This window comes from Ruegeria sp. ABM4_193 (assembly GCF_056158705.1).
In genome coordinates, this window is record NZ_JBSWTT010000001.1 from 784862 (window position 1) to 798480 (window position 13619).

The 13619-nt window shown below is 58.7% G+C and carries 17 protein-coding genes; 14 read left to right on the forward strand and 3 right to left on the reverse strand.

The features are described 5' to 3' along the window. Nucleotides 1–79 precede the first annotated feature (79 nt). The 5 genes from phnC to ACXADZ_RS03985 all read left to right on the forward strand — a co-directional run bounded on the left by phnC (nucleotide 80) and on the right by ACXADZ_RS03985 (nucleotide 4817). Nucleotides 80–901: a phosphonate ABC transporter ATP-binding protein gene (gene phnC, locus ACXADZ_RS03965; RefSeq protein WP_475192772.1), complete on the forward strand. Its 822-nt coding sequence runs from the start codon at nucleotides 80–82 to the stop codon at nucleotides 899–901. 66 nt (nucleotides 902–967) lie between these two features. Further along, a complete protein-coding gene (phnD, locus tag ACXADZ_RS03970) occupies nucleotides 968–1870 on the forward strand; it encodes a phosphonate ABC transporter substrate-binding protein (RefSeq protein WP_171094452.1) in 903 nt (300 codons plus the stop codon). A 67-nt stretch (nucleotides 1871–1937) separates the two neighbouring features. Next, nucleotides 1938–2819 (forward strand): phosphonate ABC transporter, permease protein PhnE, encoded by an 882-nt coding sequence (phnE, locus tag ACXADZ_RS03975; RefSeq protein WP_171094450.1) that lies wholly within the window; start codon nucleotides 1938–1940, stop codon nucleotides 2817–2819. Further along, nucleotides 2816–4183: a phosphonate ABC transporter, permease protein PhnE gene (phnE, locus tag ACXADZ_RS03980; protein WP_475192776.1), complete on the forward strand. Its 1368-nt coding sequence runs from the start codon at nucleotides 2816–2818 to the stop codon at nucleotides 4181–4183. Before phnE (ACXADZ_RS03975) ends, phnE (ACXADZ_RS03980) begins: the two co-directional genes overlap by 4 nt. Nucleotides 4184–4202: 19 nt before the next feature. Further along, nucleotides 4203–4817 carry an LbetaH domain-containing protein gene (locus ACXADZ_RS03985; protein ID WP_475192778.1) on the forward strand — a complete coding sequence of 205 codons (615 nt, stop codon included), beginning with the start codon at nucleotides 4203–4205 and terminating at the stop codon, nucleotides 4815–4817. Nucleotides 4818–4861: 44 nt separating this feature from the next. Here the strand turns inward: ACXADZ_RS03985 and phnF are convergent, their stop codons facing one another. Continuing rightward, nucleotides 4862–5572: a phosphonate metabolism transcriptional regulator PhnF gene (gene phnF, locus ACXADZ_RS03990; protein ID WP_171669378.1), complete on the reverse strand. Its 711-nt coding sequence runs from the start codon at nucleotides 5570–5572 to the stop codon at nucleotides 4862–4864. 103 nt (nucleotides 5573–5675) lie between these two features. On the opposite strand from phnF, the gene phnG reads away from it, so the two are divergent. The 8 genes from phnG to phnN are packed head-to-tail and all read left to right on the forward strand — an operon-like array spanning nucleotide 5676 to nucleotide 11272. After that, nucleotides 5676–6134 (forward strand): phosphonate C-P lyase system protein PhnG, encoded by a 459-nt coding sequence (gene phnG / locus ACXADZ_RS03995; RefSeq protein ID WP_475192781.1) that lies wholly within the window; start codon nucleotides 5676–5678, stop codon nucleotides 6132–6134. After that, nucleotides 6134–6709 carry a phosphonate C-P lyase system protein PhnH gene (phnH, locus tag ACXADZ_RS04000; RefSeq protein WP_171669376.1) on the forward strand — a complete coding sequence of 192 codons (576 nt, stop codon included), beginning with the start codon at nucleotides 6134–6136 and terminating at the stop codon, nucleotides 6707–6709. Before phnG ends, phnH begins: the two co-directional genes overlap by 1 nt. Before the next feature lie 3 nt (nucleotides 6710–6712). After that, nucleotides 6713–7804: a carbon-phosphorus lyase complex subunit gene (locus ACXADZ_RS04005; protein ID WP_475192784.1), complete on the forward strand. Its 1092-nt coding sequence runs from the start codon at nucleotides 6713–6715 to the stop codon at nucleotides 7802–7804. Continuing rightward, entirely contained in the window at nucleotides 7801–8397 is a 597-nt protein-coding gene (locus tag ACXADZ_RS04010) for an HAD family hydrolase (protein WP_475192786.1), read from the forward strand. The genes ACXADZ_RS04005 and ACXADZ_RS04010 overlap by 4 nt, the downstream gene beginning before the upstream one ends. Then, nucleotides 8394–9254 (forward strand): alpha-D-ribose 1-methylphosphonate 5-phosphate C-P-lyase PhnJ, encoded by an 861-nt coding sequence (locus ACXADZ_RS04015; protein ID WP_475192787.1) that lies wholly within the window; start codon nucleotides 8394–8396, stop codon nucleotides 9252–9254. Before ACXADZ_RS04010 ends, ACXADZ_RS04015 begins: the two co-directional genes overlap by 4 nt. Beyond that, entirely contained in the window at nucleotides 9251–10021 is a 771-nt protein-coding gene (gene phnK, locus ACXADZ_RS04020; protein ID WP_475192789.1) for a phosphonate C-P lyase system protein PhnK, read from the forward strand. The genes ACXADZ_RS04015 and phnK overlap by 4 nt, the downstream gene beginning before the upstream one ends. A gap of 22 nt (nucleotides 10022–10043) precedes the next feature. Next, a complete protein-coding gene (gene phnL / locus ACXADZ_RS04025; protein WP_475192790.1) occupies nucleotides 10044–10727 on the forward strand; it encodes a phosphonate C-P lyase system protein PhnL in 684 nt (227 codons plus the stop codon). Continuing rightward, on the forward strand, nucleotides 10724–11272 hold the full coding sequence (phnN, locus tag ACXADZ_RS04030; protein WP_475192792.1) for a phosphonate metabolism protein/1,5-bisphosphokinase (PRPP-forming) PhnN: 549 nt from the start codon (nucleotides 10724–10726) through the stop codon (nucleotides 11270–11272). The genes phnL and phnN overlap by 4 nt, the downstream gene beginning before the upstream one ends. Here phnN and ACXADZ_RS04035 read toward each other — a convergent pair. Then, the gene (locus tag ACXADZ_RS04035; RefSeq protein ID WP_475192794.1) at nucleotides 11254–11937 is read right to left on the reverse strand and encodes a DUF1045 domain-containing protein; all 684 of its coding nucleotides are present in this window, start codon (nucleotides 11935–11937) and stop codon (nucleotides 11254–11256) included. The genes phnN and ACXADZ_RS04035 overlap by 19 nt on opposite strands. Before the next feature lie 52 nt (nucleotides 11938–11989). Here ACXADZ_RS04035 and ACXADZ_RS04040 point away from each other — a divergent pair, with 52 nt between their 5' ends. Next, nucleotides 11990–13132 (forward strand): alpha-D-ribose 1-methylphosphonate 5-triphosphate diphosphatase, encoded by a 1143-nt coding sequence (locus ACXADZ_RS04040; protein WP_171647622.1) that lies wholly within the window; start codon nucleotides 11990–11992, stop codon nucleotides 13130–13132. Here the strand turns inward: ACXADZ_RS04040 and ACXADZ_RS04045 are convergent, their stop codons facing one another. Next, on the reverse strand, nucleotides 13133–13609 hold the full coding sequence (locus ACXADZ_RS04045; RefSeq protein ID WP_171647601.1) for a class I SAM-dependent methyltransferase: 477 nt from the start codon (nucleotides 13607–13609) through the stop codon (nucleotides 13133–13135). Nucleotides 13610–13619 lie beyond the last annotated feature (10 nt).

Consider the following 13619-nt stretch of genomic DNA (forward strand, 5'->3'; position numbering starts at 1 on the left):
TACAAAACTTTCACCACGCTGACACATATCCGTTGAATGGCATCTGTAGCTGACCGCCAACATCATTTGGGGGTGGCACGTGCTGCATATCAAGAAACTGACCAAACGCTTTGGCGACAACGTTGCTGTGGATGCTGCGACGCTGGATGTGGACAAGCCTTGCATGATCGGGATTATCGGACGGTCTGGTGCAGGCAAGTCGACCCTGCTGCGGATGATCAACCGACTGACGGACTCCAGCGATGGTCAGATCCTGTTCGAAGGTCGTGACATGACCCAACTGAAGGGCCGCGAAAAGCGCGCCTGGCAAGCTGACTGCGCCATGATCTTTCAGCAGTTCAATCTGGTGCCGCGTATGGATGTTGTGTCGAACGTTCTGCATGGCACTCTGAACCGTCATTCGACCCTGGCGACCATGTTCAACCTGTTTCCGATGGAAGACATCCATCGCGCTATCGACATACTTGATCGTCTTGGTATTGCCGAGCACGCACCGAAGCGCGCGGAGGCCCTGTCGGGCGGCCAGCAACAGCGCGTCGCTATCGCACGCGCCCTGATGCAGGACCCCAAGATCATTTTGGCGGACGAGCCCATCGCCTCGCTGGACCCAATGAACGCTCAGGTGGTGATGCAGGCGCTGCGCCGTATCCACGAAGAGGACGGTCGCACCGTCATCGCCAACCTGCACACACTTGATACAGCACGCCGCTACTGCGACCGCGTGGTCGGAATGCGCGACGGGCGCATCGTCTTTGACGGGCTGCCCGAACAACTGACGACCGGTGTCGCCCGCGAAATCTATGGTGCCGATGCCAGCTTCTCGGAAGAGGCGACATCGACCGAGATCGAAACTCTGGACGCCACCCAGAAGGCCCTGATGGAAGCGGAAGCAACCATCTGAGCCACCAACCCCCTTTCATCGCCCGGCCCGATGAAAGGCCGGGGCAATCAAACTGGAGAGAGACAGATGAAAAAACTGATTGCTGCCTTTGCGGCGACAACTGCGCTTGCCGCCCCGGCCATGGCACAGGACATCAGCGAATTCCGCATAGGCATTCTGGGCGGTGAGAACGCTCAGGACCGTCTGAACAACAACGAATGCCTGCGCGAATACACCGAAGAAACGCTGGGTGTTGAGACCAAGCTGTTTGCGCCTGCCGATTATAACGGTGTGATCCAGGGTCTGCTGGGCGGCACTATCGACATGGCATGGTTGGGCGCGTCGGGTTACGCCAAAACTTATCTGAGCGATCCCGAAGCGGTTGAGCCGGTTCTGGTTAAGGTAAACGTCGACGGCGGTTACGGGTATTACTCGGTTGGTTTTGCCCGCAAGGACAGCGGCATCACCTCGTTGGAAGATATGAAAGGCAAGACCTTCGGTTTTGGCGATCCGAACTCGACCTCGGGTTACCTGATCCCGTCCATAGAAATCCCGCAGGCCACCGGTGCCACCATGGACTCAGGCGACTACTTTGGTGAAGTGAAGTTCACCGGCGGTCACGAGCAGACCATCGTCGCGGTCAACAATGGTGACGTTGATGGTGGTGTTACCTGGGCCGATGGTCTTGGCAACTGGGAAGACGGATACAACTCGGGCGCGCTGCGCCGTGCAGTTGATGCCGGTCTGGTCGACATGAACGACATGGTTGAAATCTGGAAATCCAAGCCGATCCCGGAAGGTCCGGTTGTTCTGCGTACAGCGCTGCCTGCGGATGTCAAAGAGAAGATGACAGCCCTGATGGCTGGCCTGCACGAGAAAGACCGTGATTGCTTCTACGGCGTTGCCGCAGGTGAGGCGAAAGCGTTCGAGCCGATCACGCATGATGCCTACGAAGTCATCATCGAAGCACGCAAGCTGAAGTCCAACTAAGCCTGCATACCCAATGATCGGGGTCCGGTGAAAATCCGGGCCCCGTTTTTCCACCCAGGAGCATTCCATGACAGACCTGACCGCTGGGTCCCCGACCGTCGACCAGATCCGCGATGACTATACGGCGATGACGCGCCGCAAACGGGTCTATGGTGGTATCCTCCTGATCCTGTTCGTTGCCGTTATGGCCTCGGGCTTTCGTGTTGCTGACGACCGCAACGCTGGCAGTTTCCGCGATGGCTGGACGCGTATTTTCGACTACCCCGCTGAGGTTTTGGCCGAGGCGTGGGAAAAAATCGGCGCGCTGCCGGAAAACCTGGCCAAGTTTTTCCCCGCACTGATCGAAACACTGAATATCGCGGCCGCTTCGACCTTGATCGGTGCGATTGCAGGTACGTTTCTGGCCTTGATGTCGACGCGCGGCATGGCACTTTGGCCCGCCTTGATCCCTTTGTTTCGCCGAATTGCAGATGTGTGCCGCGCCGTCCCCGAGATTGTGATCGCACTAGTTCTGATTTTCATTTTGGGCGGTGGTCCGGTTCCGGCGATGATTGCGATTGCCATTCACACAGCAGGTGCACTGGGCAAGCTGTTTTCCGAGGTCAACGAAAACGCCTCGCTCAAGCCGGTCGAGGGCCTGCATTCGGTGGGTGCGAACTGGTCGCAACGCATGTATCTTGGCGTGATCCCACAGGTCGGTCCCAACTATGTCAGCTATGCGTTGCTGCGGTTCGAAATCAATATTCGCGCCTCGGCCATCCTGGGTTTTGTTGGCGCTGGTGGTCTGGGCTATGAGCTGCGCAACGCCATGTCCTGGGGGCAGGGGCGGTACGATGAGGCCGCGGCCATTTTCCTTCTGCTTTTCGTAACAATCGTCGTCGTGGACCAGCTGTCAGGTGTCCTGCGCGACCGCCTGACTCATGGGTCGGAAAAAGGAGCCTCGGTATGAGCACCTTCGCAACCAATCTGACCGTCGATGAGCTCAAAGCCGAAGCGGATCACCTGTTCAGTCGAAAAAGACTGATGAATTTCGGGCTGCCTGCGCTGGTTCTGGTCTATCTGGTCTACGTATTTTTCGCGTTTGACGTTCCGGGCCTCGCTGCGCGTGCGAATTGGGAAAACGGCAAGACACTGGTATCAGACAGCTACAGCTATAAGACGCATATCGAGCGTGACAACCGCACTGGCGAGGTTTCGGCCGCGATCGAGGGCGAACGCAAGGGCGCATATCCTGAAGGTCAGGCCCCGGACTGGGTGGCGCTGGGCGAGACAACCGTGATCGATCTGGAAGACGGCCACGTAGTGAGGTTCGGACCGGAAACGGTCGAATATGACATCCCCGGTTATGGAACTGTTCGGGCGACGCCCAGCCGCTCGGCTGGCGTACAGGCAGAGTTGCCTGCGGGTGACGTGCCAGAGTGGATCAACGTTTCGAAGAACCGCTTGGCAATCAAGACGGATGCTGGCCGTTTGACCGTCACACGCAATCGGTCGGAAGTGTTTCGCTACTTCACCGGGTGGGAGTTGTTCTGGTTCACGCTCGACAGCCCCTATTACGGCAAGCCCTTCCCCGAACTGGCCGGGCGGGCGGCGTCGGGTGAGGCGGGTGCAATTTTCAATGATTTCTGGACCAACAAGATGTGGCGGCATCAGGACGTGGCCTGGGCGATATTCGAGACGATCCTGATGGCGTTTTTGGGCACGCTGGGCGCGGCTATGGTCGCATTGCCGCTGGCTTTCCTTGCAACGCGCAACTTCAACCCGATGAAATCCATCCGCTTTGCAACGCGTCGCGTTTTCGACTTCGTGCGCGGTGTGGACGCCTTGATCTGGACTGTCGTTCTGGCCCGTGCCTTTGGCCCCGGTCCGTTGACCGGGGCACTGGCCATACTGGTGACCGACACCGGGACGTTCGGTAAGATTTTCTCGGAAGCGTTGGAGAATGTGGACCAGAAGCAAATCGAAGGCGTTCAGTCCACTGGCGCAAATGCGCCGCAGAGATATCGTTTTGGGGTCATTCCGCAGGTCACACCAGTGTTGCTGAGCCAGCTGTTGTATTTTCTGGAATCCAACACCCGTAGCGCGACGGTGATTGGCGCAATCACAGGCGGTGGCATTGGCCTTCTGCTGACGCAGGCAATCATCACGCAAAAGGATTGGGAAGAGGTCGCATACTACATCATCCTGATCATCCTGATGGTCATGTTGATGGACTGGTTCTCGGGTTGGCTGCGCAAACGGTTGATCCAGGGCGAAACGGGCAAAAAACGCAAACCGCGCGACGCTGCGCGCAAAGCATTCTTGTTACCCTGAGCCGAGGTTGGGACACGCAATGGCACGACTGAGCGCAGATCATCCGTTTATTCACACCGATTGTCAGATCACCAACAGCAGCTTTGGCGCATATGTCGAGATTGGTGCTGGCAGCCGAGTGGCAAACTCGGTTTGGGGCGACTATTCCTATTGCGACCGGACCTGCGATATTGCCAATGCCGAAATTGGAAAGTTCGCAAATATAGCAAGCTTTACTCGCATCGGAGCGACAGATCACCCGATGGACAAGGCCTCGCTGCATCATTTTCACTATCGTTCCGCCGACTATTGGGACGATGCCGAAGATGATGCGGATTGGTTCGCGCATCGCGCCAGTCGCACCGCCCGGATCGGGCATGATACCTGGATCGGACACGCTGCGATCATCAAGCCCGAGGTCACGATCGGCAATGGTGCCGTGGTTGCTTCGGGTGCGGTGGTGACCAAAGATGTCCCGCCCTATGCGATTGTTGCAGGTGTCACAGCTCAGGTTTTACGCAACAGGTTTCCTGAGGTCGTAGCGGACAGGATGGAACAGCTTGCGTGGTGGGACTGGGACAACGCCAGGCTTCGCGCGGCTTTGCCCGATTTTCGCACGCTAAGTGCCGAAGCGTTTCTGGAAAAATACGCGTAACCCTGTTCCCGCAGATACAAGAACCGAAAACCCCCTTTGGGAGACTATTCTTCGTTCAGGGTCAGCGTGACCCGCTCACCGGCGAATACGGTTCGTCCGTACTCAACGGGCTGGCCATCTGGATCGGCGTTCACACCAACAGAGAACAGAACCGGAGCCCCCTCGGACAGCTGAAGCTGCAGGGCTTGTGTTGCCGTTGCCCCGCGTGCTGTCAAACGGGTCGAGATGCGCGTGTAATCCGCGATGCCGCTGGCTTGCAGAGCTTTTGTGACCGATTGCGTTTCGGTCAGCGTCTGTAGCAGGTCGGGAAAACGCGCGGCTGGAAAAACGCTTTGAAACACCGCCACAGGCTGTCCGTCCGCCAATGACAGGCCGTCATAGACATGCACCGGATCACCTTTGTCCAAACCCAAGGCTTCTGCTTCGGCTTCATCTGCTGCGCGTGTGGTCAGCGCGAGGATTTTCTTACCCGGCATCTTACCGCTGGCCGAGATGTTTTTGTGGTATCGCACCCTTTTGCCGATTGGATAGTCCGTGGGGCGCGCCGCTACAAACACCCCTGCGCCGCGCCTGGCGTGGACCAGACCTTGTTCCGACATGTCCGCCAACGCGCGCCGCACAGTGTGGCGATTGACGCCATGAGTGGCAGCCAATTGTGCTTCGGTCGGCAGGCGATCTCCGGTTTGATAGCGCCCTTCGGCGATGTCCGAGGTCAGGCGCAGGGCGATGCTTTTCCAGATCGGCGTTTTGCTCATGTCATCAAATCTTCACACCATCGCGGATTGCGACTCGGATGCCTAAGGGGTAATATTTGTCTAGTTGTATAGTTCATGTAGACAACCCGGCCAAGAGGCTTTGATGACAAATCAGACAGAAATCGCGACTCAGGCGCGGAAGGAGTGGATGGGTCTGGTGGCCCGCGCGCCGGACGATGCTTTGATGACGCTATGGGATGGCATTCAGGACCGCCCAAGCTTTGAATGGCTGCGCAGCCCCGAAGTGGGCGGCGTCATGGTGAGAGGTCGCACCGGAGCTACCGGAGCACCGTTCAATCTGGGCGAAATGACCGTCACGCGCTGCTCGGTCGTGCTGCAGGATGGTACGGTCGGTCACGGATATGTACAGGGCAGATCCAAGCCTAAAGCCGAAGCCGCAGCGTTGATTGATGCCATGATGCAGACGTCTTCTGCGGATGAGTTGAGGGCAAAGCTGATCAACCCGCTGCAGGCGCAAATGCAGAAGACAAAGACCGCACGCGCGGCCAAGGCAGCCGCGACGAAGGTCGAGTTTTTTACGCTGGTCCGGGGGGAAGACTGATGGCCGCGCAAACACAGTTTTCCGGGGGCTTTCAAAACGCACCTGTCCAGGCCGCCCACGCGTTCCGCGCTGCCATGACCGTCATGGCGCGCCCGGGTGATATTCGCACCCTCATGGGCAGTGAACCCCCTGCGCCTTTGTCCGTGGCAGCAGGCACGCTGTTGTTGACGCTGTGCGACCCCGAAACGATGGTGCATCTGGCCGGTGACGCTGATACCGATGCGGTTCGCAAATGGCTGACCTTCCACACGGGCGCGCCGATTGTGTCTGCGGGCAACGCTGATTTCGCCGTTGGTACGTGGGGCGCGCTAGGTCCTTTGAACGCCTATCGTATCGGGACGCCGGAATACCCGGACCGGTCTGCGACCCTAATTGTAGAATGCGACCAGCTTGAGCAAAGCGGTACCATTCTGAGCGGCCCTGGGATCAAGGACACCGCGCGGTTGTCTCTGCCGGATATTCCGGCGCTTCAGGGCAATGCGATGCTGTATCCGCTAGGGTGCGATTTCTTCTTTACCTGCGGTGACAAGATCGCGGCCTTGCCGCGCAGCACGCAGATCAGGACAGAGGGCTAAGCGATGTATGTAGCTGTCAAAGGGGGCGAAAAAGCCATCGAGAACGCCCATACGTGGTTGGCCGAAGAACGCCGGGGCGCAACGGATGTAGCGGAGCTGAGCCTAGAACAGATCCGCGAACAACTGAGCCTTGCCGTGAACCGGGTGATGGCCGAGGGTTCATTATTCGACCCCAACCTTGCAGCGCTGGCGATCAAACAGGCGCGTGGCGATCTGATCGAAGCGATCTTTCTGGTCCGTGCTTACCGTACGACGCTGCCGCGCTTTGGCTATTCCAACCCGGTCGAGACCTCTCAGATGGCGTGTGACCGCCGAATCTCGGCCACGTTCAAGGATGCGCCCGGCGGACAGGTTCTGGGGCCGACTTTCGACTACACCCACCGTTTGCTGGACTTCAAACTGGCTGCCGATGGTGAAGCTCCTAAGTCACCCGAAGGCGCGGCACGTCAGGAGCCCACGCCGCACATCACCGAATTCCTGAAGGGAGAGGACATCATTCAGGATGAACCTGCCAGCGATGACACCCCGGGGGACCTGACCCGCGAGCCGATGGAGTTTCCGTCAAACCGACCGCTGCGCTTGCAATCACTAACCCGTGGGGACGAGGGCTTTGTACTGGGCATGGCCTATTCCACCCAGCGCGGCTACGCCCGCAACCATGCGTTTGTCGGAGAGCTTCGGATCGGCAAGGTCGCTGTGGAAATGGAGATCCCCGAGCTGGGGTTTGCCATTGATATTGGTGAAGTCGAGCTGACTGAATGTGAGACGGTCAACCAGTTCACGGGCTCCAAGACAGAACCGCCACAGTTCACACGTGGCTATGGTCTGGTCTTTGGTCAGTCCGAACGAAAATCCATCGCGATGGCTCTGGTCGATCGCGCGCTGCGTTGGGAAGAACTGGGCGAAGACAATCTGGGTGCACCGGCGCAGGACGAAGAATTTGTCCTGAGCCATGCGGATAACATTCAGGCCACAGGTTTCCTCGAACACATCAAACTGCCGCATTACGTCGACTTCCAGTCTGAGCTGGAGCTGGTCCGCAAACTGCGTCGCGAGGCTGAAGAACGCATTATGCCAAACGAGGCCGCAGAATGAAGGCCGTCGTTTTTGACATCGGAAATGTGCTGATCCGATGGGATCCGCATCTGGCATGGTTGCACGAGATGGGCAGCCGCGAAGCCGTGGCCGAGTTCCTGACCCGCATCGATTTTCAGGATCGCAATCTGAGGGCGGATGGCGGCGAGAACTTCGCCGATCTGGCGTCAGAACTGGATGACGCCGAAGACCGGCAACGTCTGAGTGTGTATGTTGAGCGTTATGCGATGACCGTTCCGCAAAAGATCGAAGGAACCTGGCAACTGCTCTATCGATTGAAAGAGCAAGGCACGCAGGTTCACGCAATTACAAATTGGTCGGCGGAAACATGGCCGGTTGGTGTTGGCGCGCATCCCGAGTTGGGCGACGTCTTCGGTGTGACCATCGTGTCCGGTCAGGAAAAGCTGTTGAAACCAAAGCCCGAGATTTTTCATCGCTTGTGTGAGCGGGCCGAGCTTGCGCCTGAAAACTGCATATTCATCGACGACGGGCTGCATAACGTCGACGGCGCGCGCGCCGTTGGCATGGATGGCATCCACTTTACGACGCCTCAAGCGCTGGAAGGCGCGTTGATTGAAAGAGGTCTCCTATGAGCGAGTACAACTTCGCCTACCTGGACGAACAAACCAAGCGGATGATCCGCCGGGCGATCCTGAAAGGTCTGGCTGTACCTGGGTATCAGGTTCCCTTTGCCAGCCGCGAGATGCCCATGCCCTATGGCTGGGGGACGGGTGGCGTTCAGGTCTCGGCGGCGACACTGACGCCCGAGGATACGTTCAAGGTGATCGATCAGGGTGCAGACGACACCACCAACGCCGTGTCGATCCGCAAGTTCTTTGAGAACACCGCTGGAGTTGCCACCACGGAGGAGACGGAAAAAGCCACTGTCATCCAGACTCGCCACCGCATCCCCGAGGCGAAACTGCGCGAAGACCAGATCATCGTCTATCAGGTGCCGATCCCGGAACCTCTGCGCTTTTTGGAGCCGCGCGAGACTGAGACGCGAAAGATGCACAGCCTTGAGGAATACGGGCTGATGCATGTCAAGCTGTATGAGGACATCAGTCAGCACGGCGCGATCTCAACCGCTTATGCCTATCCGGTCAAAGTATCAGGCCGGTATGTGATGGACCCGTCTCCGATCCCGAAATTCGACAACCCAAAGCTTGAGATGGACGCGATCCAGCTTTTTGGTGCAGGGCGAGAACAGCGTATCTATGCGGTGCCTCCGCATACCAAGGTCGTGAGCCTCGATTTCGAGGATTACCCGTTTGAGGCCACCAAAGCCAACCATCCCTGCGATCTGTGCGGTGCCGAAGACAGCTATCTGGACGAGGTTATCATGGATGACGCAGGCAACCGAATGTTTGTCTGCTCGGACACCGATTATTGCCGGTCGCGCCGCGAAACAGGCCACGTGGGCCAACTGGCTGAGGAGAACGCGGCATGACCCCCCTGTTGCAAGTCAAGGGCATCGAAAAACGCTATGGCGCGCGGATCGGATGCACAGATGTGAGCTTCGATCTCTACCCCGGAGAAGTGATGGGGATCGTTGGCGAAAGTGGGTCGGGCAAATCAACCTTGCTGAATTGCCTGGCAGGTCATCTTGAGCCGGACGCCGGGCAAGTGATCTTTGATACCCGAGGGGACGGACCGGTAGATACCGTGACCATGTCCGAACCGGAACGCCGAATGCTCGGCCGCACTGATTGGGCCTTTGTGCATCAGCACGCACGCGACGGGCTGCGGATGTCTGTCAGCGCGGGCGGCAATATTGGTGAGCGGCTGATGGCCGTTGGCGACCGGCACTATGGCGACATTCGGGACAAGGCTATCGACTGGCTGGGCCGGGTCGAGATTGAAGCAGCCCGTGTGGATGATCGCCCCAGCGCGTTTTCTGGCGGGATGCAGCAGCGCCTGCAAATCGCGCGCAATCTGGTGACGGGCCCTCGGCTGGTGTTCATGGACGAACCGACTGGAGGGCTGGACGTGTCCGTGCAGGCGCGCTTGCTGGATTTGCTGCGCGGACTTGTGCGTGAAATGGGGCTGAGCGCCATCATCGTGACGCATGATCTGGCCGTGGTGCGCTTGCTGGCGGATCGGCTGATGGTGATGAAAAGCGGTCATGTGGTCGAAGCTGGGCTGACCGATCAGGTGCTGGACGACCCGCAGCATGCCTACACGCAGTTGCTTGTGTCCAGCGTCCTGCAGGTTTGAGTATTTGGGAAAAGATGAAGCGATGATTGAATTGATCGATGTGAGCAAGAGCTTCACCCTTCATAATCAGGGCAGCGCCGTGATCCCGGTTATGGAAGGCGCGAAGTTGAAAGTAGTGCCGGGGGAATGTGTCGCCCTGACGGGGGCGTCCGGTGCAGGTAAGTCCACACTCATGCGGGTGATCTATGGCAACTATCTGGCCGCTACTGGTCAGGTGCTGGTTGGGGGGCTGGACGTCGCGAAGGCCGAGCCGCGCCAGATCCTGTCGTTGCGTCGCGATACGTTGGGCTATGTCAGCCAGTTCCTGCGGGTTGTGCCTCGGGTGCCGACGCTGGAGGTTGTGGCAGAGCCGCTGCTGGCCGTAGGCACGGACAAACAAGTTGCGCTGGATATGGCAGCTGGGTTGCTGAAACGGCTGAATATTCCCGAGCGTTTGTGGACCCTGAGTCCAACAACATTTTCCGGCGGAGAGCAGCAGCGGGTGAACATTGCGCGCGGCTTTGCGCATGAATATCCTGCGATGTTACTGGATGAGCCGACGGCGAGCCTGGATGCGCAGAACCGGGAAACCGTGTTGTCCCTGATTGAAGAGGCAAAGCACCGTGGTGCGGCGATTGTTGGGATTTTTCACGACATTGAAGCGCGTGAACGGGTCTGTGATCGTGAAGTCAATGTCTCGGACTTTACGCCGGGGCTGGCTGCATGACGCTTGCCCCTGTCATAGCTGTTGTCGGCCCTTCGGGTGTCGGCAAAGACAGCGTCATGGGGGCGTTGGTGGCCCATGCGCCCGGTATCCAGCGCTTGCGCCGAGTGATTACCCGTCCCGAAGGGGAAGAGGGTGAGGATTTCGACCGGGTTTCCGTCGCGACGTTTCAACAGATGGAGCAGGCCGGGGCTTTTGCGCTGAGCTGGCCTGCACATGGGCTGTTTTACGGTGTGCCGAACAAGATCACACAGCAGCGGCAGATAGCTGACGCTGTTCTGGTCAACCTGTCTCGTGCCGTGTTGGTGCAGGCGCAGGAGGTGTTTGGGGACCTGATCGTGATTTCCCTGACTGCCGAAGCTGATGTTTTGGCGCAGCGCCTCTCCGCAAGAGGGCGGGAAAGCGCAGCAGAACAGGCGCGGCGGCTGGGTCGTGCCAAAGCGCCTTTGCCTGATGGTTTGAACCGGGTCATCGAAGTCGACAACTCCGGTGCGCTGGAAGACACCGTCGCCGAGATCCTTGCGCGACTTCAACCGGAAAGCGCGTAGCGATGGATCAGGTGAAACCGACCATCCTCAGCCTCGCCCATCAGCGCCAGATCGGTGATCTGGAAGGGCTGCGGCAGCAACGGGGCCAGATGGGCTTGCAGCGCCTCTTGGGTGGCCCGAAGGGTCGGTTTGTCCAGCTTGCCGCTGAGCGTGATGTGAAAGCGAAAACCGTCCAGCACATAAGGATAGCCCCATTGAACCAGATTGGCCTCCTGTTCCGGTGTCAGGCCAGCGGCGCGGCGGCGGGCCAGTTCAGCCTCGGTTGCGGCTTCGCGAAAACTGTCCAATTGCTGAACACAAGCGGCGGCCAGGGTGTTCAATGCTTGCGTCTCACCCATGGGGCGCAGGGCCAGAAAGCGGCCAAGCCGCGCGATCTCGAGGCCATCCAGCGTGACAGGAGGTTGGTTGGAGGCGAACGAACCGCAAGCTGCGTGCAAGGCGTCGAAGGTCTGGACTGCGCGCAGTCGGAAGGGGGGTTTCATCGTCGCGTGCAGCCCGTATTTACGTGGCACTTCCGTGACTGCGGCAACGTCGATGTCTCCGACTACCGGATGCGCGACCAAAGATCCGGTTTCCATGTCCCAACCCAGCCAGCTGGTTGCAAATTTCGTCCACTCCGCCTTAGCGGGTGGCGCAAAATAGATCGCGTATCGCGTGAATGTCACATTGGCCTCCTATTGCGTGGCCTTCCACTACCTCAAACTGCGTGAAGTTCAGATGACAGAAGACTTGATCCTTGCCAATGCCACGCTTGTGTTGCCGAATGAAACCGTAACCGGCAGCGTCCGGATTGTGGGCGAGACCATCGCCGAGATTGATACCGGAAACGCGGTTCCGTCTGGTGCAATCGATTGCGAAGGCGATTATGTCAGCCCTGGTCTGGTTGAATTGCACACAGACAACCTTGAACGCCACATTCAACCCAGGCCACGGGTAGACTGGCCTCATGCAGCTGCGATCCTTGCACATGACGCGGAATTGGCCAGCACCGGGATCACGACCGTGTTTGATGCCATGCGGGTCGGATCGATCCCGTCAGGAGCAGCGCGTTATGGAAAATACGCGCGTGGCCTGTCGCAGGAATTGTGGGATCTGCGCGAACAGGATGCGTTGAAGATCAGCCATTTCCTGCATTTGCGGGCCGAGGTGTGTTCTGAAACTTTGGTCGAAGAGCTGGATGAGTTCGGGCCAGAGGATCGGGTTGGTCTTGTGTCCATCATGGATCACACACCCGGACAGCGGCAGTTCCGCGACATGACCAAACTTGAGGCATATATGAAGGGCAAACATGCGATGGACGATGACACATTCCTGCAGCATGTGGCCCAGTTAAAGGGTCTTCGCGACCGTAATGGCGATGTGCATGAGGTTGAGACCGTCAAAGCCGCGCGTCGTTTTGGGGCGGTTTTGGCCAGTCATGACGATACGACGGAAGATCAGGTGAAAGTCTCGGCAGGTCACGGTATCCGATTGGCTGAGTTTCCGACCACGGTCGAGGCAGCGCGTGCCTGTCACGATCACGATATCAAGGTCATGATGGGGGCACCCAACATCATTCGCGGTGGCTCGCATTCGGGCAACGTCGCGGCGCGCGATTTGGCCGAACTTGGGCATCTGGACATCATGTCATCGGATTATGTGCCGTCGGCCCTGCTGTTGTCGGCGGCCATGCTGGGCGAGATGTGGGATGATATAGCGCGCGGTATGAAAACGGTCACTTTGGCCCCTGCGCTGGCCGCGGGACTGGAAGATCGGGGTGAGTTACGCGCCGGCGCCCGAGCCGATGTCATCCGTTTCCGGATGCGGGCCGGGGTTCCTGCGCTTAATTCGGTCTGGGCGCGTGGTCGGCGTGTCGCCTGATCAGGCGGTGTAGAACAGGTATCGGTCCGGGGCAATCGTCTCGGGCCCTTTGATCTGGTTAAAGCCGACAAGGGGCTGACCGGAAATCAGCAAACCGCCGGGCTGCATGACTTGCGCGACCAATGGACTGAGCCGCGCGGCTTCAGCCACATCTTCCTGTTTGATCCCGCGTCCGAAATCGTAATGTGCCAACGCGATCTTTTGCCCGTCTGCCGCCAGTTTCTTGAGCATCGGCTCGGCCTCACCTTGCAGGAAATCTTCGGCCGGAGGGGTGCTGTCCGGGTGGCATTGCAGGACCCGGTCCATCACCCAGATCCGGCGTTCCGGTAGGATTTCGCGCAGGTGATCATAGGTGCGGCCATTGCCCAAACCCATGTCCAGCACATCACCTGGCTGTCCGCTGATGCGCTGGGCAGCCCAGTTCAACCCGTCGCGTTGAGCCGTCAGTCGGCGCAGCATGGAATCCAGTCGGCTCATGGTGGTGTCC